Genomic DNA, 20129 nt, shown 5'->3' on the forward strand with positions numbered 1-20129 from the left:
ATGCGCATCCGTATCGCGGGTGTGTTCACCCTCGCCGCATTAGTCCTCGCCACCGCCGCCTGCGGCGGGGGCGACACGCCCGCCGCGTCCGAGTCGCAGAAGCCGGCCGGCGGCACCCTCACCATCTGGGCCGACGACCAGCGTGCCGCCGCCCTGAAGCCGTTCGCCGAGACGTTCGGCAAGACCAACGGCGTCACCGTCGAGGTCCAGGCGATCTCGAAGGACCAGCAGACCACCTTCGTCACCGCCGCCCAGGCCGGCAAGGGCCCGGACATCGTCGTCGGCGCGCACGACTGGATCGGCAACCTCGTGCAGAACGGCACCATCGACCCGATCCAGCTCACCGACGCGCAGAAGGCCGGCTTCGCCGACATCGCGCTCAAGGCCGTCACCTTCAACGGCCAGCTCTACGGCGTGCCCTACGCGATCGAGAACCCCGCGCTGATCCGCAACACCGACCTCGCCCCCACGGCCCCGGCCACGATCGAGGACCTCGTCGCCGCCGGCAAGGCGCTGAAGGACGCCGGCAAGGTCGGCAACATCCTGTCGGTGCAGGTCGGCCAGACCGGCGACGTCTACCACATCTACCCGCTGTTCAGCAGCGCCGGAGGGTACCTCTTCGGCACCAAGCCCAACGGTGACTACGACCCGTCCGACGTCGGTCTGGACAAGCCCGGTTCGGTCGAGGCGTTCAAGAAGATCGCCGCACTGGGCGAGAAGGGCTCCGGCGCGCTGACCCGCTCGATCAACGGCGACAACGCCATCCCGACCTTCACCAGCGGGAAGGCCCCGTTCCTGATCTCCGGCCCGTGGGCAATCCCGGACATCAAGAAGGCCGGCATCAAGTACGAGATCACCCCGATCCCGGCGTTCGCCGGAGGCAAGCCGGCCCAGCCGTTCGTCGGCGTGCAGGCGTTCTACGTGGCCAGCAAGGGCAAGAGCAAGGCCCTCGCCAACGAGTTCATCACCAACTACCTGACCAAGGCGGACCTGCAGGTGGCGCTGTACAAGGCCAACCCGCGCCCGCCGGCCCTCAACGTCGCCATGGACCAGGTCAAGGGCTCCGACCCCGACCTCGAGAAGTGGCTCGCCGCCGGCAAGAACGGCGCGACGCTGCCCGCCATCCCGGCCATGGCGGCGGTGTGGGACCCGTTCGGCAAGGCCGAGGCGGCCATCATCGGCGGCGCCGACCCCCAGCCGGCGCTGACCTCCGCAGCCAAGACCATCACCGACGCGGTCAACAAGTAGTCCCGATGCCGAACACGCACCCCCGGGGCACCCTGGTGAAGATCGTGGTGCTCGGGCTCGCCCTCGCATTGGCGGTCTACGCCGCGTTCCCGCTCGTCGACGCACACGCCTGGGGATGGCTCGCCGTCCTGGTCGTGGTCACCGGGCTGATCTTCGCCGTGTACCTCACGCCGGTCTCGATCCCGGCGAAGTACCTCGTCCCGGGGGTGCTGTTCCTCCTGGCGTTCCAGGTCGTCCCCGTGCTCTACACGGCCACCACGGCGTTCTCGAACTACGGCGACGGCCACCGCGGCAGCAAGCAGGACGCGATCGTCGCCGTCCAGAGCGCGTCCGTGCAGCAGGTGCCCGGCTCCCCGGAGTACACGCTGAGCGTCGCGGACGCCGAGGGCAGCCTCGTCTTCCTGCTCGTCGACGGTGACGGCACACCGTCCGCGGGCACCCGGGACGGGCTTCGCCCGCTCGACCCGGGCCGGGTCACCGTCACCGACGGGCGCATCACCGCCGCCGACGGGTACACGCTGCTCAACCTCGCCGAGGCGAGCCTGCGCAACGACGAGATCCTCGCCTTCACCGTGCCCACCGCCGACGGCGCCGTCCGGGCGTCCGGCCTCACCCGCGCCTACGACGGCCGGGCCACCCGCTTCTACGACAAGGCCTGCGACTGCGTCACCGACCGCGGCACCGGCAGGCGCTGGGTCGCCGATCCGGACAGCGGCAGCTTCGTCGCCGCCGACGGCGAACGCCTCGCGCAGGGCTGGAAGGTCGACGTAGGCCTGACCAACTTCACCCGCGTCCTGACCGACACGCGCATCTCCGGGCCGTTCCTGTCCACCCTCGCGTGGAACCTCGGCTTCGCCGTCGGCTCGGTCCTCGTCACGTTCGCGCTCGGCCTCGGCTGCGCCCTGGCCCTCAACGCCGACCGGCTGCGCGGGCGCACCGTGTACCGGATCCTGCTCGTGCTGCCCTACGCCATGCCGGCGTTCGCCATGCTGCTCGTCTGGCGGGACCTGTTCAACCAGGACTTCGGCCTGATCAACCGGGTCTTCGGGCTGCACGTCGACTGGTTCGGCGAACCGTGGACCGCCCGGCTCGCGGTCATCCTCGTGCAGCTGTGGCTGGGCTACCCGTACATGTTCCTCGTCGCCACCGGCGCGCTGCAGGCCATCCCGAAGGAGATGGGCGAGGCCGCCTCGGTCGACGGCGCGACCGCCGGCCAGCGGTTCCGCCGGATCACGCTGCCGCTGCTGCTGGTGGCGCTGTCGCCGCTGCTCATCTCGTCGTTCGCGTTCAACTTCAACAACTTCAACGCGATCTACCTGACCACCGAGGGCGGCCCGTTCCCGCCCGGCAACTCCAGCGTCGGCGCCACCGACCTGCTCATCACCTACACGTACCGGCTCGCGTTCGGCACCTCCGGCGCCCAGTTCGGCTTCGCCGCGGCGATCTCGGTCTACATCTTCGCGATCGTCGCGATCATCTCGGTCGTCGGCTTCCGCCGCAGCCGCCGCCAGGAGGAGGTCTACGCATGACGCTCTGGCTCCGCCACACCGGCTGGCGACACCTCGTCGGCATACTCGCCGTGGCGTTCTCACTGTTCCCGATCGTCTTCGTCGTGTCCGCCGCGGTCAACCCGCTCGGCTCGCTCAGCTCCACGTCGCTGCTGCCGACCGGCGCGAGCCTCGGCAACTTCGCCGACCTGTTCGGCAAGACCGCGTTCGCCCGCTGGTACCTCAACTCGATCCTCATCGCCGGCACCGCCGCCGCGGCCAGCGTCTTCCTGTCGCTCATGGCCGCCTACGCGTTCTCCCGCATGCGGTTCCGCGGGCGCCGCGTCGGCCTGATGGCGCTGCTGCTCATCCAGATGTTCCCGCAGTTCCTCGCCGTCGTCACGATCTACCTCATCTTCACCGAGGTCGGCGACTTCTACCCGGCGTTCGGCCTGGACAGCCCGTGGGGTCTCATGCTGCTGTACCTCGGCGGCGCCCTGGGCGTGAACACCTGGCTCATGAAGGGCTTCCTCGACACCGTCCCCCGCGAGCTCGACGAGTCGGCGGTCATGGACGGCGCCACCCACGCACAGGTCTTCTTCCGGGTCACGCTGCCGCTGGTCGCCCCGATCCTCGCGGTCACCGCCCTGCTCGGCTTCATCAGCACCATCAACGAGGTGTTGCTGGCCAACGTGTTCCTGCGCAGCGACGGCTCGAAGACCCTCGCCGTCGGCCTCTACGGGCTCATCGCCGGGCAACGCAACGCGAACTTCGGCATGTTCTGCGCCGGGTCGCTCCTCACGGCGATCCCGACCGTCCTGGTGTTCCAGACACTGCAGCGGTACATCGTGTCGGGCCTGACGGCAGGGGCGGTGAAAGGATGATCCACCACGACGGCTCCGCGCTGTACGTGCCCGACCAGAACCCCCGCCTCGGGTCCACAGTGGACTTATGGCTGCGGACCGCGCCGGGCACCACGTCCGTCCACGTCCGCTCCGTCGAGGACGGCGAGCCCCGCTTCACCGAAGCCGTACCGTCGCCCCGCGGCAACGAGATCTGGTGGCGCGCGGCGGTCCACGTGCGCAACCCCGTCACCCGCTACCGGTTCCTCGTCGACGGCGACTGGTACACCGCCACCGGCCGCGCCGGCCACGACGTGCCCGACGCCACCGACTTCCGCCTCGTCACCCACCCGGCACCGCCGCCGTGGACCCGCGAGGCCATCGTCTACCAGATCTTCCCCGACCGCTTCGACCGCGCCGGCTCGGCACCGGCCCCCGACTGGGCCGAGCCCGCGGACTGGCACGAGCCGGTCCGCCACTCGTCCACCCAGTGGTACGGCGGTGATCTCGACGGCGTCACCCGCCACCTCGACCACATCCAGGACCTGGGCGCCGACACCGTCTACCTCACCCCGTTCTTCCCGGCCCGCTCCAACCACCGGTACGACGCCGCGAGCTTCGACCACGTCGACCCGCTCCTCGGCGGCGACCGGGCGCTGCGCCGCCTCGCCGACGCCCTGCACACCCGCGGCATGCGCCTCATCGGCGACCTCACCACCAACCACACCGGCGACACCCACCCGTGGTTCGCCGGTCCGCTCGCCGAACCCGACCTGTACTACACCACCCCGGACGGCGGCTTCGAGACCTGGATGGGCGTCCCGTCACTGCCGAAGCTCAACTGGGGCTCGCCGCGGCTGCGCGAGCGTCTCGTCACCGCCCCGGACTCGGTGGTCAAACGCTGGCTGCGGTACCTCGACGGCTGGCGGATCGACGTCGCCAACATGACCGGCCGGCGCGGCGCCGACGACCTCACCCACACCGTGTCCCGCCTGCTCGCCCGCGAGATCCGCGCCGTGCGCCCGGACGCCCTCCTCCTCGCGGAGCACGCCCACGGCGCCGGCGGCGATCTCGACGTCGACGGCTGGCAGGGCACCATGAACTACGCCGGCTTCCTCCGCCCGCTCTGGACGTGGCTGCACGGCCCGTCGTTCGACCCGCCGGACTTCATCGGTGTCCCCGGCGGCATCCCCCGCCGCGACGGCACCGCCGTGGTCCGGACCATGCGCGCGGTCATGGCCACCATGTCGTGGCGCTCCTGGACCCACTCGTGGAACCTGCTCGGCAGCCACGACACCGCCCGTATCCACACCGTGACCGGTGACCCGGCCCGCAGTGAGGTCGCCATGGGCCTGCTCGCCACCCTGCCCGGCGTGCCGATGCTCTTCGCCGGTGACGAGTTCGGCCTGCACGGCACGAACGGCGAGCTGTCCCGGACCCCCGTGCCGTGGGGCGCTTCGCCGCTGCGGTGGTACGGCGACCTGCTGGCCCTGCGCCGCAAGCACGCGGCGCTGCGCAACGGCGGCCTGCGGTTCGCGCACGTGGACGCCGACCGGATCGTGTTCTGGCGGGAGACGGCGGACGACCGCATGCTGGTCCTGGCCGCGCGGGCCCCTGGCGCCCCGGTGCCGCTGCCCCTCCCGGCCGACGCGACGAACCTCTACGGCGGCGCCTCGGTGCCGGACGCCCTGCGCGGCGACGGCCCGACGTTCCAGGTCTGGTCCGTCCCGGCCTAGCGAAGGACCTGGTATGGCGCGTGCCGGCCCCGCCGGGCGACCGTCCCGGCGGGGCTGCGCGGCAGCCTGCGCTCACCGCACCGCGAGTTCCGGCTCCTGCGGCGTCGTCGGCAGGGTCGCCGTCCGGAGGGTGCGGCGGGCCGACGGGATCAGCAGGGCCACGGCCACCGCGACGGCGGCCGTCGCGGCCAGCACCGCGAAGGCCGTCGTGTAACCGGACTCCTGCGGGAGGCCGTCGGGGCGCAGGTGGCCCGTCACGACCGTGCTCACCACCGCGGTGCCGATGGCGGCGCCGATGGTGCGGAGGTTGGCGTTCATGCCGCTGGCCACGCCGGTCTGCTCGACCGGGACGCTGTGCACGATGAGGCTGGTCATCGCCGCGTACGCGAGACCGACGCCCGCGCCGAGCACTCCCGCCGCGACGGCGACCTGCCACGGGTGGTCGTGCTCGAAGGCCAGCAGCGCGCAGGCGACGGTCGCCAGGACCGAGCCCCAGAGCACCTGGGCGCGGCTGCTCAGCCAGCGGGCGGCGGGGCCGCTGAGCACGCCGGCGACCGCCATCGTGACGAGCAGGGGCAGCATCAGCAGGCCGGCCTCGCTGACGGAGGCCCCGAAGCCGTAGCCGGTGCCGGCCGGCACCTGCATGAACTGCGGCAAGAACGCGAACACGGCGAACATGCTCGCGCCGAACAGCAGCGCGACGAGGTTCGTGGTCCAGACCGCGCCGAGGCGCATCATCCGCATGTCGATGAGCGGGCCGCGTTCGGCGCCGTCGGAGCGGACCTCGACCAGCACCCAGGCGGCGAGGAGCACCACGGCCGCGGCCAGCAGCCCGACGACCGCCGGCGACGTCCAGCCCCACGAGTTCGCCTTGCTCAGCGGCAGCAGCAGTGCCACCAGCCAGCCGGACAGCAGCGCCGCCGCGAGCCAGTTGACCCGCCCGGCGGTGCGCACCGGCGACTGCGGGACATACCGGTAGGTGAGGACGGCGGTCACGAGGACGACACCGAACGGGATCCAGAACAGCCAGCGCCAGTCCAGCGCGGCGACGACCGGGCCGGCCAGGACGACGCCGGTCCCGCCGCCGACCGCGATGACGGCGGACATGGCGCCCACGGCGGACACCATGCGGGCGGCCGGGAACTCGTCGCGGATGATGCCGAAGGACAGCGGGAAGACGGCGCCGCCGAGGCCCTGGATCACCCGGGCCGCGATGAGCACCCCGACGTTCGGGGCGAGGGCCGCGACCAGGCAGCCCAGGGCGATCGCGGCGAGCGCGACGAGCAGGGTGCGCTCCTTGCCGATCATGTCGCCGATCCGGCCCATGAGCGGCGTGGCGACGGCCGCGGCGAGCAGCCAGGCGGTGAGCACCCAGGTGACGGTGCTCGCACTGGTGTGCAGGTCCTCCCGGATAACCGGGAGGACCGGGCTGACGAGGGACTGCAGCATCGAGAACGCCCCCGCCGAGGCCGCCAGGACGCCGAAGGTGAGCCGGTGCGAGGTCCGGGTAACTTGAGGCACGCCTCCACCCTACCGGAGGTATGCCTCCGGTAGGGTGCGAAAAGTGTGGGCTGTGCCGCAATCCGGGGGAATTCCGCCGGGGCCTGCGGGTCGCCGAGCGTGACGCCGTGCCGTCGCACCGTAGGACCGCGAGGTGGGGCATCGGACGGTGGGACAGGTGCCGATGAGCCGTCCGGCCAGATGCTGCGTCGAAAGGTGTTCGAGGGGATCTTCGCGTGTCACGCTGCGGCGGGAACCGCGACCAGCGTGGAGGCAGGTTTGAGCAGCAACCTTGACGTCGCCCTGAAGAACGCGATGAGCATCGACGGCGCGCTCGCCGTCGCGCTCGTCGACTACACCAGCGGCATGACCCTCGGCACCCTCGGTGGCGGGCCCGACTTCGACATCACCGTCGCGGCGGCCGGCAACACCGACGTCGTCCGGGCCAAGTTCCGCACCATCGAGATGCTCGGCCTGCCCGACCGCATCGAGGACATCCTCATCACGCTCGACAACCAGTACCACCTCATCCGCCCGCTGGGCTCCCGCAACGGGCAGGGCCTGTTCCTGTACCTGGCCCTGGCCAAGGCCCGGGCGAACCTCGCGCTCGCCCGGCACCAGCTCCGAAGCATCGAAACGAGCCTCGAGCTGTGATCGACGGACTGCCGCGGCGCGAGGGCGGGCCGACCGGTGCGGGCGCGGCGCCGCACGCCGCGGGCCCGTTCGGGTCGCGGCAAGACCCGCACGGCGCCGCTCTCGCCGCGGTCCGCGCGCAACTCACCGACCTGCGCCTGCGCGTCCCGGGTGTGCGCGGCAGCGTCCTGGCCGGCGTCGACGGCCTGCTCATCACCCACGACCTGGCCACCGGCGGCGAGCCGCACGACCTGGCCGCGCTGGCGGCGACGACGTTCGGGCTGGGCCGCCAGTCGGCGCTGGTCCTGGGCCAGAGCCCGTTCCGCGATGCCACCATGCGCAGCCAGGGCGGCTACTTCACGGTGTACGCCGTCGACACCGACCGGCTGATGGCGGTGCTCGGCGACGACGGGCTCAACGTGGCCCGCCTGCACCTCGAGGCCCGGCCGACCGCCCAGCACCTGGCCGACCTGCTGGCGTGAGGCGAGACGGCCACCGGATCCGGATTGGCCGCACCGCACGCCCCGCGCCGGGTGCATGATGCCGGGGTGATCGAGTTCGACGAGCTGTCCACGCCACTGATCGCCGACGCCTGCGTGCGTCACGGGGTGTCGTTGCGGGTCGCGCCGCCGGGCGTCGCGCCCGTCGTGCGCGGGCACCGGCTCGCCGGCCGGGTCCTGCCCGCGCGGCACTACGGCAGCGTCGACGTCTTCCTCGAGGCGTACGGCGGCGCCGAGCCCGGCGACGTCCTCGTCGTCGACAACGGCGGCCGGACCGACGAGGCGTGCATCGGCGACCTGACCGTCCTCGAGGCGGCCGCCGCCGGCGTCGCCGGGCTCGTCGTGTGGGGCCTGCACCGGGACACCCCCGAGTTGGCCGGGATCGGCGTGCCGGTGTTCAGCTACGGCAGCAACCCGGCCGGCCCGGTGCGGGTCGACGATCGCGAGCCGGAGGCGCTGACCTCCGCGCGGTTCGGCCCGCACCGGGTCGGCGCCGGCGACCTGGTGTTCGCCGACGACGACGGGGTGCTGTTCGTCGCGGCTTCGCACGCGGCGGCGGTACTGGCCACCGCGCGCGCCATCCGCCGCACCGAACGCGAGCAGGCCGAGCGGATCCTGGCCGGGCGGACCCTGCGCGAGCAGACCGCCTTCGCCGACTACCTGGCCCGCCGGGCCACCGACCCGGCGTACACCTTCCGCAACCACCTGCGCCGGATCGGCGGCGCGATCGAGGAGTAGCGAGGGGATCGGGCCGCGACGCGCGCCAGGCGAACCGTGGGGGACGGCAAAGGGTTCGCGACCGTTGACGGTTATATCCGTCGATGTGATGGTGCCATCACACATCGACGGGCGGCGAAGTGCTCCTACCGGCGCACGCCGCCCCGCGCGTACCCCGGAGAAGGGATCCCCCATGCGCAGAAGACGGGCACTCGCCATCGGCGCGGCCATCCTCGCCGCCGCCGCGAGCGTCGTCACCAGCCCGGCACCGGCCCACGCGGTCCAGGTCACCGGGCTCGCCGCCGCCATCGCCCTGAACAACTGCTCGGGCTCGCTGGTGCGGTACCCGAACTCGGCCGACACCGACCGGGCCATGCTGCTCACCAACGGCCACTGCTACGAGAACGGCTTCATCAACGCCGGTCAGGTGCTGCAGAACCGGACCAGCAACCGCACCGGCACACTGCTCGGCGACACCGGCAACGCGCTCGGCACCGTGCGCGCCGACATGCTGCTCTACGCCACGATGACCAACACCGACGTGGCGCTGTACCGCCTCAACGAGACCTTCGCCTCGATCAGGACGAAGTACAACACCACCGCGCTGACGATCGCCGCCAACCGTCCGGCCGACGGCACCGCGATGACCATCCCGTCGAGCTACTGGAAGCAGGTCTGGACCTGCTCGATCAACGGCTTCGTGCCCACCCTGCGCGAGGACCAGTGGACGTGGCACGACGCGATCCGGTACAACACCGGCTGCCAGACCACCCACGGCACGTCGGGCTCGCCGATCGTCCGCGCGTCCGACCGGCAGATCATCGGGATCAACAACACCGGCAACGACGACGGCGCCAGCTGCACGCTGAACAACCCGTGCGAGGTCGACGCCAACGGCAACGTCACCGTCAAGCAGGGCCAGTCGTACGGTGAACAGACCTACTGGTTCACCACCTGCCTCAACACCAGCCAGGTCATCGACCTGTCGATCGCCGGCTGCCTGCTCACCAAGCCGCCGGGCAGCGGCAACACCGTTACCGTGACCAATCCGGGCGCGCAGACCACGACCGTCGGCACGCCGAAGCAGCTGCAGATCTCGGCGAGCTCCTCCGGTGCCGGCCAGACGCTCACCTACTCGGCGACCGGCCTGCCGGACGGGCTGACGATCAACGCGAGCACCGGCCTGATCTCCGGCACGCCCACCACCGCGCAGACGGCGACCAGCACCGTCACCGCCCGCGACACGACCGGCGCGACCGGCACCGCGAGCTTCTCCTGGACGGTCACCGGCGGGGGCGGCGGCACCTGCACCGGGCAGCGGCTGGCCAACCCCGGCTTCGAGTCGGGCGCCGCGTCGTGGTCCGGCACCACCGGGGCGATCGGGCAGTGGGGCGGCCAGGGCCAGCCGGCGCACGGCGGCACGTACAGCGCCTGGCTGCTGGGCTACGGTTCGACGCACACCGAGTCGGTGTCGCAGGCGGTGACGATCCCCGCCGGCTGCAGCGCGACGCTGACGTTCTGGGTGCACGTCGACTCGGCCGAGACGACGACCACCACGGCGTACGACAAACTGACGGTGACGGCCGGCTCGACGACCATGGCGACGCTGTCGAACCTGAACAAGGCGGGCGGGTACGTTCAGAAGTCCTACAGCCTGAACGCGTTCGCCGGCCAGACGGTGACGCTGAAGTTCACCGGCACCGAGGACTCCTCCCTGCAGACCTCCTTCGTCCTGGACGACCTCGCCGTAACCGTCAGCTGACGCTCCCGGTCCGGGCCGGCCTCGACGTCCCGAGGCCGGCCCGGGTCTCAGTCGTAAGTCAGAGGTTCGGTGCCGCTTGCGTCGATGTACTGGACGAGATCCACGCGTCCATAGTCGCGGAAGATCTCGGAAATCTTGGAACTGAAGTACCTTGCTTCCGTCGCGCTCAGGCCCTCGATGAACTGGGCGAACGCGACACCGAGCCGAACCTGGGCATGAAGCGGCGAGTGGTTTGTCATCTCGCTGATCAGGCGGTTGAACCCAGAGGCCGGATCAAACGCCGTCTCCGCGAGTGACGGGTGTCGCACCAGGACGTAGGCCCGTGCCAGCGCTGGGTTTGCCAACACCCGGTGGGCGAGATGCTTGAGTTCCTCCATTTCGGATTGTCGCCGAACCTCGCCGAAGACCAGTTCCGATTGCTGTCTGTGCAGGCGTTCCTCGGCGGCTAGGTCGTACTCCGCAACGCTGACGCGGATGTCGGCGTCGAGGATGCGCACCCCTCTTCGCGTGTGGCGATCGCCGGCCAACCAGTCGGCCGCTGCGGCTTGCGCAGCGGTGTGCCGTGCTAGTTCGAACCTGGCTAGTATCGGCTGCATGCCACACACGATGTGGTTTACCGCGAGATCGGCCGGCTGTGACGGACAACGATGGACTGGGCGAACCGCCCAACGAGCGGTGACGTCAACACTGAAGCTGAAGCCGGCGGTCCTGGCCGGAAGGCGGTCGGCGTATCGTGCCAATCCTCTGCGCCCTGACCGCGATTGTGACGGCCAGCGCATCTCGTCACTGCCCCTGGCTCACGGCGCCCGGCTCAGCGAGCCCGCGATATTGTGCCGAATCAACGCCGAACAGCGCCTCCGTGATCGATTTGCGGATCCGGAGTTCGATCGAGGTGGGCTGGTCTTGGTGATACAGCCCTTCGCAGAGATGGATGATCCTGCTCGTCCGGCCTGGCCGGTCGGCGTCCTCGGCCGCGTCGATCAGGATCTGCGCGATCGGTAGGGCCCAGTTGTTGTCGCGATTGGCATGCTGCAGCCACAGGAGCACGATCCGCTTGGTCTCGGCTGCGCGGTCGCCGTTGGTCAGCAGCGAGGACCACGCGGCGATGAGCCAGCGCATGTCGCTGTCGCGGCCGGTCTCGGTCAGCACCGAAACCATGCCGTCCGGCTCCGTCGCACCCAGTATCGCAAGCGACAGCTGCACGGTTCCCCGTGTGTTCGCAGTATGGTCATGTTGCCGCGACGTCAGTACTCGTGCGAAGGCCTCCCGTGCCTTCGACGAACCAATGAGCTTCTGTACAGCATCGGCCACCGCGTTACAAACTCGGTCATCGTCATGCATTGCGAGATGTTCGAGCCGCTTGACCACAATCGACATGCCGGCCTTCTCTAGATCGCGTCCGCATGCGATGGCAACCGTGAGCGCACGCAGCGAACCTGTCCCGCTACGTCCACTGTTGATGACCCACTCACGAGTCTCGTCGCGAACCTTCCGGCCGAATGTCGTGTCCAACGCGCACGACGTCACTAGATCGGCGGCTGCCGTGATCAAACTCGGATTCTTCGCCCATTCGTCGACCGCGCGCCGAAGCAGAACGAGATCCCGCCGGGCGAGCACCGTCCGGGTCAACAGGTCGATGGCCAGGTCGCTCATTCGTTGCCGGTCGTCGTCTGAGACCTCTGTGACGCCATGGATCGCTGACGGCAACCCGATCAACCAACCCCGGAAGCGCGGCGCCAGATCGGGACGGTTGCGCTGGAAGAAGTTGACGACGGCGGATGGATAGCCCGGCTTGCCGAACGCAATGCAGTCTGCGGCGTCAACGGTTGCGCCGACCTCATGGGCAAGCTCGATGATGCCAGGAGCGGCAAGGCCGGTTGAGACTGCGCCTGGATCGAGGTCTCCGGCGAGGCTGGCTGCGACGGTGTACACGACCTCGGCCGGGCAGCCCGGAAACACCGCCGTCGTGAGTAGAAAACCATGGGCTAGAGGACCGGGCTTTCGACGGTGCCACTCGACGAGCTCCTTGCGCCAGTTCTGCAGTGCCGCAAGGACGGCGTCGACCCGTGGGTCGGTCGCGTTGGGAGATCTGGAGGCTTCAGTGGATGGCGCCGCCGCCTCCGCCTCATTGACCAAGCCGGCCACATGGACGGCGTATGCCGCAGTGGTCCGTGTGAGCGCCTGCGCGACTGGGGTCGTCAGCCAGTAGGTCGCTCGCGACCTGTCGTTGAGGTATTGCTCGAACACTTGTGCAGCAGGCGGACCCGTAAACCTGATCTCATAGGCCTGTGCGCCCGCGCCGACTCTTTCCCACAGGGACTCGGACGCCACTACCACGAGGAACGATCGCGCCTCGCGCAGTTGTGCGCTGAGGTCGTGCAGTGAGCGGCCGAAGGCCGGCGTGATCACCTCGTCGTCGGCTCTCGCGTCAAGGACGTATCCGACCTCCTCAGCGAGCCGTATTCCGGAGATGTCAAAGACCTCGTTGAATCCGCGACGTATCTCACGTAGGCGAAGCGGTCGATCTGGCCTCGCGGGCCATTCGGTGCGATGGTGGAGGGTCGCGAGGGTACATACTGCGCTAGTGAAACGTCCAACGCCGCGCGCGCCGACGAGCACCGTGACGTGATGTTCTGCCAGAAGATTCAGGATATCCGGTGTCTCAATCGGTTCGCAGTACGTCAGCTGCATCTGCTGCACCAGATCGGGCGGCACGCTGTGGTCATCGAGCATGCGCTGAACGTACGTGTTGTGGAAGGCGTGGCCCTCCAGTCGTTCGATGTACTGGCCGAAGTTGGTGAGGGGCATCCGGCGCCCGGCGTCTTCCGCAGCGGCCGCCTCGTCGGGTCGAGCCACGTCATTGCCGTCCATTGCCGCCCCTACGGTGGTCGGGCAGAGCGGAACCTGCGTGAAAGACGGCGTTGCCTGCCACATGGTCAATGGCCTGGCCGTAGTTGGTGTCGATGTGGCGAGATGACGCCGTCGCGGCCGAAGCCGGCGTGCTGGGCGCCTGCCCGGTCGGCGATACCGGAGCTGGCGACATCTGATCGACGAGCGGGTGGATGCCATGGGTGAGGAGGAGCCCGGATGGCCGCGGGACGTAAACGTAGCCAGCAGTTCCGAACTCCTTGCCGGACACTGTGGCCTGAACCTCGACCAGTTCGGAGGGTTGCACAGTGCAGCGCTCGGCCTCGACGGCATCGTTCATCGCCCGAGCCGACAACATCGCGGCCACACACGTGACCCGGCTGTCGGAACGGCGCAGCACCTGCTTCAACTGGTCGCTGTCGAGCAGACGGTGGACGAGGACTCGGCTCGTGCCGCTCCCGTCACGCTTTGGGTCGCCCGACGAGTAGACGGGACCGACGTGCACCGCGACCCGCACGCGCATCAGCGGCGAGTATCGATCGGTTTGGGTATTGCGATCGGCCAGAGCGATCTGCAGGTTCGGCAGGAGTCCTTCGACGATGCGCGGCGTGAATTCGGGCGGGTAGCCGAACACGTAGCCGTCGCCGGCCGGATCGGGAAACATCCGTTGTTCCCAGACGTGTGCTAGGCCGGATTTGTGCATCGCTTGACCCAGCAGACTTTCGAGCTCCACGCCGAACTCGGGCAATCGCACATCCGAGTTCTTGCTGAATTGCTCGGCGTCGACCGCGAGCAGTCCTAGGTACGGTGGGACGTTCAAAGATGGCCTCCTCCGTTGGTGCCTGAGACCAGCCTGATCGCGGAGGAAACCGTGTTGTGTAACCTAGCTGATACTTTCGACGTAACGACGCTCACGAACTGAGAGCTGGAATCGGCCTTGCCCGGAACCCATTGATCGACGTAGTTTGAGTGATTGCCGTTGCGCTCTTGGTGGCATTTCTCGCGCCCAGGTACTTGCGTGGACCGAATGATCGCCGCGATTAAGTTCTTGTCACAAGACCGATCTCGGGGGCGTTGGTGACGCTCGTGTGGCGTTCGGGCCGGTTGATGAAGCCGAAACCTGTTGCGTCCATGAAGATGGTGCAAGATCGTCAGCCTGGCGATTGTGGAAGTGCTCCATCTGCTCCAGGGTGCATACGCGCCGGCCGGTTGTCCGGGTGCCGAGGCTGCTGTCGGGCACCAGGGCCTATCGGCCTGGGGACTAAGTTGTCGTGTATGGCGTGGATTGCTGGCCGGGCAGGGTGAGGACGTCGGGCAATCTGCGGTCCCCACCCCGCGAGCGGTCCTGCGTCAGGAGTCCTGCGCCTTGCCCGTCGTGACGCGGGCGAGGATCAGGGCCACCAGGATGATCAGGCCGTAGACGGCCTGGATCCACTGGGCCGAGACACCGGCCAGGGTCAGGATGTTGTTGATCAGGCCGAGCACCAGGACGCCGCAGAGGGCGCCGAACAGGGTGCCCTTGCCGCCGTCCATGCTCACGCCCCCGATGACGGCGGCCGCGAAGACCTGGAAGATCATGCCTTCGCCCTGGGCCGCGGCCACCGAGCCCAGGCGGCCGGTCATCAGCAGCCCGGCCAGGGCCGCCAGCAGGCCGGCCACCATGAACACGATCCAGATCACCCGGTCGCTGCGGATGCCGGCCGCCCGTGCCGCGTCGATGTTGCCGCCGATCGCGTAGACGGCGCGGCCGTGGCGGAACCAGCCCAGGGCGGCGATGCCGGCCGCGAACAGGGCCGCGCAGATCCAGATCGACAGCGGCAGGCCCAGCCAGGCCGTGTTGCCCAGGTACAACACCGACGGTGGCACTTCGAAGACGCTCTGGCCGCCGGTGATGCCGATCTGCAGGCCCCGCAGCGTGATGAGCATGCCCAGCGTGACGATGAACGCGGACAGCCCGAAGCGCAGGATCAGCAGGCCGTTGAGCGCACCGACGGCCACGCCGACGAGCAGGCAGATCGGCACGGCGAGCGCGTAGGGCCACTCGGTGCCGATGCCGTTGCTCGCGGCCGGGATCACCAGCGCGACGCCGAGCGCCGGGGCCAGGCCGACGGTCGACTCCAGGGACAGGTCGAACCGGCCGCCGATGAGGATCAGCGTCTCGGCCAGGACCAGCAGCGACAGCTCGGTCTGCTGCTGCAGGACGTTGACGAGGTTCGCGCGGGTCAGGAACACCGGATCGATCAGCGCACCCACGATGAGCAGCACGATGATCGCCGGTACGAGCGTGAGGTCGCGCATCCGGGCGAGCCGCGGCACCGCGCGCCGCCGCACCGGGGTCGGGGCCTGGACGGTGGTGGTCATGACGAGACTCCTTCGACGGCGGCGACCACGTCGGTGTCGCTCCAACCGGCCTGCAGTTCGGCGGTGACCCGCCCGTGGAACATGACGAGGACCCGGTCGCAGTGGCGCAGGTCGTCGAGCTCGTCGGAGACCATGAGGACGCCGGTGCCGGCGTCTGCGGCGGCGCGCACGGCGCCGAGCAGCGACTCCTTCGAGCGCACGTCGACCCCGGCGGTCGGGTTGATGAGCACCAGCACGCTGGGGTCGGTGCTCAGCGCCCGGGCCAGCACCACCTTCTGCGCGTTGCCGCCGGAGAGGCTGCCGACCGGCGCTTCGGGCCCCTCGGTGCGGATGTCGTAGCGCGCGATGAACTCCTCGGCGACGGCCCGGCGCCGGCTCGGCACGATCGCACCCGCGGGACCGAACCGGCCGGCGATCGGCAGGGTCGCGTTCTCGCCGACGGACAGCAGCGGGATCAGCCCTTCCCGGTGCCGGTCCTGCGGCACGAGCCCGATGCCCGCGGCGAGCGCGGCCGGCACGCTGCCGGGCCGGACGCCGACCGGTCCGACCGAGATCGATCCGGCGGTGGGCCTGCGCAGCCCGCCGACCGTCTCGGCGAGCGTGACCTTGCCGCTGCTGCCGGAGCCGGTGACCCCGACGATCTCACCCGCCTTCACCTCCAGCGACAGCGGGTCGTAGGCACCGTCCAGCGCCAGGTCCCGCAGGCGCAGCGCGGGGGGCACGGAGGCCGGGACCGGTGGGCGCGGCTCGACCGACGTCAGCCCGACCGCCTCGCCGGTCATCGCCGTGACGAGCGCGTCGTGACCCACGTCGGCGACCGGCTCGGTGAGCACCCAGCGGGCGTCGCGCAGGACGGTGACGGTGTCGCACACGTCGTACACCTCCTGCAGGTGATGGGAGATGAACAGCATCGTCACGCCGGTCGCCGAGAGGGCGCGGAGCCGGGTGAACAGCCGCTCGATGCCGGTGGCGTCGAGGCGGGCGGTCGGCTCGTCGAGGATGATGAACCGGGCGCCCTGCGACAGGGCCCGGGCGATCTCGACGAGCTGTCGCTGCTCGACGTCGAGGTCGCCGGCGAGCGTGCCGGGGCCGACGTCGACGGCGTACTCGTCGAGCAGGTCGCCGGCCCGTTGCCGCAGTGCCTTCCAGCGGATCGGTCCGCCGCCGGCCTGCCGGTTGAGGAACAGGTTCTCGGCGACGGTCAGGGTCGGGATGATCGTGGAGCGCTGGAACACGCAGGCGACCCGCTGCCGCCAGGCGGCCCGGTCGGCGGCCGGCGGTGCGGCGGCGCCGGCGAAGCGGATCTCGCCGCCGTCGGGCCGGTGCAGCCCGGTGAGCAGCGAGACGAGTGTGGACTTGCCGGCACCGTTGCGCCCGACGAGGGCGTGGGTGGAGCCGGCGGCGATGCGCATCGTGACGCCGTCGAGGGCGGTGGTGGCGCCGAAGCGCTTGGTGACGTCGACAGCCTCCACCGCCGGGTGCGTCGGTGCGCCCCCGGCGGTGGGCCGATCAAGCTGATCGAAGGACATCATTTGCCGATCTGGTTTCCCCACAACGCCGGGTCGTCGACGTTGTCCTTGGTGACGAGCGGAGCGGGCAGCTGGTCCTCGAGGACGCCGTCGCGGACCTGGACGATCGTGCTCTCGTGGTCGGTCTTGCCGGGCTGGAACGTCTTGCCCTCGACGGCGGCCTTGGCGTAGAACAGCGCGTACTTCGCGTAGAGGTCGGCCGGCTGGGACACGGTGGCGTCGATCTCGCCCTTGCGGATCGCCTCGAACTCCTGCGGGATGCCGTCGTTGGAGACGATGAAGATGTGCTTCGGGTCGGTCGTCGGCACCAGCAGGTTCTTCGAGCGCAGCAGCTGCAGCGTCGGCGCCAGGAACACGCCGCCGGCCTGCATGTAGATGCCGTTGATGTCCGGGTGCTGCGCGAGGCGGGTCTGCAGCGCCGCGGACGCCTTCGCGCCCTCCCAGTCGGTCGGCTCGGCGAAGACCGTGATGCCGGGGTACTTGCTCTGCATGCACTCGGCGAACGCCTCGGAGCGGTCCCGGCCGTTCACCGACGACAGCGCGCCCTGGAACTCGATGACCTTGCCCTTGCCGCCGAGCTTCTCGCCGAGGAACTCGCACGCCTTCTGGCCGTAGGCGCGGTTGTCGGCGCGGACGACCATGTAGACCTTGCCCTTGTCGGGCCGGGTGTCGACGGTGACCACGGGGATCTTCTTCTGCTCCAGGGTGGTGAGCGTGGTGGCGATGGCGCCGGTGTCCTGCGGTGCCATCACGATCGCCTTCGCGCCCTGGCTCGTCAACGCCTGCGTGTTCGCGACCAGCTTCGCGATGTCGTTCTGCGAGTTGGTCGGCGTCATGAGGTTGATCCCGCTCTCCTTGGCGTACTGCGGGATGTACTTCGCGTAGGAGTTCCAGAAGTCGGAGTCGGCCCGGGGCAGGTCGACCGCGATGGGTGCGCCGGCACCGGCGCCGCCGGAGGCGGAACCGCTCGGCTTGTCGGTGGATCCGCAGGCCGCGAGGGAGGCGACCAACGCGGCGGCGATGATCGGTTGCAGCAGTCTCATGGCGAGTCCTCTAGGGGGTGTCGGAATTCCAGATGGGGCCGTCCGGATACGCGTAGCGGGCGCGACTCTCCGCCCGCATGGTGGAGCTGAACCCCGGTGACAGCGGTGCGAGGTAGCGGCCCCCGCGTAGCCGGACCGGGTCGGTGAAGTGTTCGTGCAGGTGGTCGACGTACTCGATGACGCGGTTGTGCATCGAGCGGGACACGGCCACGTAGTCGAACATCGAGAGGTGCTGGACCAGCTCGCAGAGGCCGACCCCGCCGGCGTGCGGGCAGACCGGGACGCCGAACTTGGCGGCGAGCAGCAGGATCGCGACGTTCTCGTTGACCCCGGCGACGCGGGCGGCGTCGAGCTGGACGAACGAGACCGCGTTGAGCTGCAGCAGTTGCTTGAACACGACACGGTTCTGCACGTGCTCACCGGTCGCGACCGGGACCGGTGCGATACGCCGGGCGATCTCGGCGTGCCCGACGACGTCGTCGGGTGACGTCGGCTCCTCGACCCACCAGGGCTGGTACGGCGCGAGGGCCTTCACCCACTCCACAGCGGTGTCGACGTCCCAGCGCTGGTTCGCGTCGACCGCGATCCGCACGTGCGGCCCGCAGGCCTGCCGCGCGATCCGCATCCGGCGCAGGTCGTCCTCAAGGTCGGCGCCGACCTTGAGCTTGATCTGGGTGAAACCGGCGTCGACCGCCTCCCGGCACAGCCGGGTGAGCTTCTCGTCGGAGTACCCCAGCCAGCCCGGCGACGTCGCGTAGGCCGGGTAGCCGTCCTGAAGCAGCGTCCGGACCCGCTCCTCGCGGCCCTGCGCGCCGCGGCGCAGGATGTCGAGGGCCTCCTCGGGCGTGATGGCGTCGGTGAGGTACCGGAAATCGACCAGGTCGACGAGGTCCTCGGGGGTCATCGAGGCGAGCAGCTGCCACAACGGCAGACCGGCCCGCTTCGCCTTGAGATCCCACAGCGCGTTGACGACCGCGGAGATCGCCATGTGCATGACGCCCTTCTCCGGGCCGAGCCAGCGCAACTGCGAGTCGTGGACAACCTCCCGCCAGAGGCCACCGAGGTCGTCGAGGACCTCCTTGACCAGACGTCCGACGATATAGGGCCGCAGCGCCAGGATCGCTGCCGTCTGGACCTCGTTGCCGCGCCCGATGGTGAAGGCGAATCCGTGCCCCTCATGCCCGTCGACCGCGTCGGTGCGCAGCACCACATAGGCCGCCGAATAATCGGGGTCAGGGTTCATCGCGTCGGAACCGTCTAGGTGCTGCGAGGTCGGGAACCGCACGTCGTAGGTGTCCAGCGACACGAATCGGTTGGTCATGGCCCCCGTCCTTCTCTCGGCCGACCATGTGAAGGTCGGATGTACTGGAGACATCCGATGTTTAGCAGGCCCGAGCGGCCCACCGCAAGAGCAAAATCTTGGAGCCTGTCGCTTTTGTTGTCCGGAACAGAAGTTCGGCAGTGTTCTTGACTAAGTGAGACCTCGGATGTTCACTCATGGTCGAGGGTTGTCCATGGTTCGATGAACGGACCCACCGTTCGAGGCCTGCGGACAGCGCCCTGCGATGCGACGCCGACGCGGAGCAGGGTGGGTGCCGGCCGCTGGGCGCCCGGCGGCCGGCACCAACAAAGCCCGTGCGTTTGTCATCGAACTTTCTTCCGTGCCCGCGCTTCAGTGCCGCCGTTTGCGACCGGCTCGTACTTTCATGATCGCGAAGACTTGGCGCACCCCTGGAGCCTGTCGCGCAATTCGGATCCCTCGCGCGTCAACCCCGACAACCGCGCCGATCTTGGAGTTGTGGTCCTTGACAAATCCGGACAAATTCGGAGGTTCATGGCGCCACAACTCCAAGATCGGCGCGTAGTTGGGCCGCCGGTGCAGGGCCGCAACATCCGGACCGAA

Annotated in this window: 16 protein-coding genes; 8 read left to right on the plus strand and 8 right to left on the minus strand. The window is 69.6% G+C overall.

The window, feature by feature from the left end; translation table 11 throughout:
• The 4 genes from Dfulv_RS24545 to Dfulv_RS24560 are packed head-to-tail and all read left to right on the plus strand — an operon-like array spanning position 1 to position 5313.
• The gene (locus Dfulv_RS24545; protein WP_259867241.1) at positions 1-1248 is read left to right on the plus strand and encodes a sugar ABC transporter substrate-binding protein; all 1248 of its coding nucleotides are present in this window, start codon (positions 1-3) and stop codon (positions 1246-1248) included.
• Between the two features lie 5 nt (positions 1249-1253).
• On the plus strand, positions 1254-2777 hold the full coding sequence (locus Dfulv_RS24550; RefSeq protein ID WP_259867243.1) for an ABC transporter permease subunit: 1524 nt from the start codon (positions 1254-1256) through the stop codon (positions 2775-2777).
• Positions 2774-3619, plus strand: a complete 846-nt coding sequence (locus tag Dfulv_RS24555; RefSeq protein WP_259867245.1) for a sugar ABC transporter permease — start codon at positions 2774-2776, stop codon at positions 3617-3619. The genes Dfulv_RS24550 and Dfulv_RS24555 overlap by 4 nt, the downstream gene beginning before the upstream one ends.
• Positions 3616-5313, plus strand: coding sequence for a glycoside hydrolase family 13 protein (locus Dfulv_RS24560; protein WP_259867247.1), 1698 nt, complete (start codon positions 3616-3618; stop codon positions 5311-5313). Before Dfulv_RS24555 ends, Dfulv_RS24560 begins: the two co-directional genes overlap by 4 nt.
• A 72-nt stretch (positions 5314-5385) precedes the next feature.
• Here Dfulv_RS24560 and Dfulv_RS24565 read toward each other — a convergent pair whose 3' ends face one another.
• Positions 5386-6834 (minus strand): MFS transporter, encoded by a 1449-nt coding sequence (locus Dfulv_RS24565; RefSeq protein ID WP_259867249.1) that lies wholly within the window; start codon positions 6832-6834, stop codon positions 5386-5388.
• A gap of 294 nt (positions 6835-7128) precedes the next feature.
• Between Dfulv_RS24565 and Dfulv_RS24570 the strand changes: the two genes are divergently transcribed.
• The 4 genes from Dfulv_RS24570 to Dfulv_RS24585 all read left to right on the plus strand — a co-directional run bounded on the left by Dfulv_RS24570 (position 7129) and on the right by Dfulv_RS24585 (position 10425).
• Positions 7129-7467: a hypothetical protein gene (locus Dfulv_RS24570; protein ID WP_259867928.1), complete on the plus strand. Its 339-nt coding sequence runs from the start codon at positions 7129-7131 to the stop codon at positions 7465-7467.
• Positions 7464-7928, plus strand: coding sequence for a roadblock/LC7 domain-containing protein (locus Dfulv_RS24575; RefSeq protein WP_259867252.1), 465 nt, complete (start codon positions 7464-7466; stop codon positions 7926-7928). The genes Dfulv_RS24570 and Dfulv_RS24575 overlap by 4 nt, the downstream gene beginning before the upstream one ends.
• Before the next feature lie 66 nt (positions 7929-7994).
• Positions 7995-8684, plus strand: a complete 690-nt coding sequence (locus Dfulv_RS24580) for an RraA family protein (RefSeq protein ID WP_259867255.1) — start codon at positions 7995-7997, stop codon at positions 8682-8684.
• A gap of 172 nt (positions 8685-8856) precedes the next feature.
• Positions 8857-10425 (plus strand): putative Ig domain-containing protein, encoded by a 1569-nt coding sequence (locus Dfulv_RS24585; protein WP_259867257.1) that lies wholly within the window; start codon positions 8857-8859, stop codon positions 10423-10425.
• A gap of 47 nt (positions 10426-10472) precedes the next feature.
• On the opposite strand, the gene Dfulv_RS24590 is transcribed toward Dfulv_RS24585, so the two are convergent.
• The 7 genes from Dfulv_RS24590 to Dfulv_RS24620 all read right to left on the minus strand — a co-directional run bounded on the left by Dfulv_RS24590 (position 10473) and on the right by Dfulv_RS24620 (position 19547).
• On the minus strand, positions 10473-11021 hold the full coding sequence (locus tag Dfulv_RS24590; RefSeq protein WP_259867259.1) for a hypothetical protein: 549 nt from the start codon (positions 11019-11021) through the stop codon (positions 10473-10475).
• A gap of 187 nt (positions 11022-11208) precedes the next feature.
• Positions 11209-13296 (minus strand): hypothetical protein, encoded by a 2088-nt coding sequence (locus Dfulv_RS24595; protein WP_259867261.1) that lies wholly within the window; start codon positions 13294-13296, stop codon positions 11209-11211.
• Positions 13283-14113, minus strand: a complete 831-nt coding sequence (locus Dfulv_RS24600; protein ID WP_259867263.1) for a DUF2345 domain-containing protein — start codon at positions 14111-14113, stop codon at positions 13283-13285. The genes Dfulv_RS24595 and Dfulv_RS24600 overlap by 14 nt, the downstream gene beginning before the upstream one ends.
• 530 nt (positions 14114-14643) lie before the next feature.
• Positions 14644-15654, minus strand: coding sequence for an ABC transporter permease (locus Dfulv_RS24605; RefSeq protein WP_259867265.1), 1011 nt, complete (start codon positions 15652-15654; stop codon positions 14644-14646).
• A complete protein-coding gene (locus tag Dfulv_RS24610) occupies positions 15651-17126 on the minus strand; it encodes a sugar ABC transporter ATP-binding protein (protein ID WP_259867267.1) in 1476 nt (491 codons plus the stop codon). The genes Dfulv_RS24605 and Dfulv_RS24610 overlap by 4 nt, the downstream gene beginning before the upstream one ends.
• 56 nt (positions 17127-17182) lie before the next feature.
• Positions 17183-18226, minus strand: a complete 1044-nt coding sequence (locus Dfulv_RS24615) for a sugar ABC transporter substrate-binding protein (RefSeq protein ID WP_259867270.1) — start codon at positions 18224-18226, stop codon at positions 17183-17185.
• Positions 18227-18236: 10 nt separating this feature from the next.
• Positions 18237-19547 carry an L-fuconate dehydratase gene (locus Dfulv_RS24620; protein WP_259867272.1) on the minus strand — a complete coding sequence of 437 codons (1311 nt, stop codon included), beginning with the start codon at positions 19545-19547 and terminating at the stop codon, positions 18237-18239.
• Positions 19548-20129 lie beyond the last annotated feature (582 nt).

The sequence above is a fragment of the Dactylosporangium fulvum genome (assembly GCF_025137375.1).
Taxonomy (GTDB): Bacteria; Actinomycetota; Actinomycetes; order Mycobacteriales; family Micromonosporaceae; genus Dactylosporangium; species Dactylosporangium fulvum.

Bases quoted from the DNA above. Each gene is read 5' to 3' on its own strand.
- Dfulv_RS24545 (WP_259867241.1), top strand. From the start codon at position 1: ATGCGCATCCGTATCGCGGGTGTGTTCACCCTCGCCGCATTAGTCCTC.
- Dfulv_RS24550 (WP_259867243.1), top strand. From the start codon at position 1,254: ATGCCGAACACGCACCCCCGGGGCACCCTGGTGAAGATCGTGGTGCTC.
- Dfulv_RS24555 (WP_259867245.1), top strand. From the start codon at position 2,774: ATGACGCTCTGGCTCCGCCACACCGGCTGGCGACACCTCGTCGGCATA.
- Dfulv_RS24560 (WP_259867247.1), top strand. From the start codon at position 3,616: ATGATCCACCACGACGGCTCCGCGCTGTACGTGCCCGACCAGAACCCC.
- Dfulv_RS24570 (WP_259867928.1), top strand. From the start codon at position 7,129: ATGAGCATCGACGGCGCGCTCGCCGTCGCGCTCGTCGACTACACCAGC.
- Dfulv_RS24585 (WP_259867257.1), top strand. From the start codon at position 8,857: ATGCGCAGAAGACGGGCACTCGCCATCGGCGCGGCCATCCTCGCCGCC.
- Dfulv_RS24590 (WP_259867259.1), bottom strand. From the start codon at position 11,021: ATGCAGCCGATACTAGCCAGGTTCGAACTAGCACGGCACACCGCTGCG.
- Dfulv_RS24595 (WP_259867261.1), bottom strand. From the start codon at position 13,296: ATGGACGGCAATGACGTGGCTCGACCCGACGAGGCGGCCGCTGCGGAA.
- Dfulv_RS24605 (WP_259867265.1), bottom strand. From the start codon at position 15,654: ATGACCACCACCGTCCAGGCCCCGACCCCGGTGCGGCGGCGCGCGGTG.
- Dfulv_RS24615 (WP_259867270.1), bottom strand. From the start codon at position 18,226: ATGAGACTGCTGCAACCGATCATCGCCGCCGCGTTGGTCGCCTCCCTC.
- Dfulv_RS24620 (WP_259867272.1), bottom strand. From the start codon at position 19,547: ATGACCAACCGATTCGTGTCGCTGGACACCTACGACGTGCGGTTCCCG.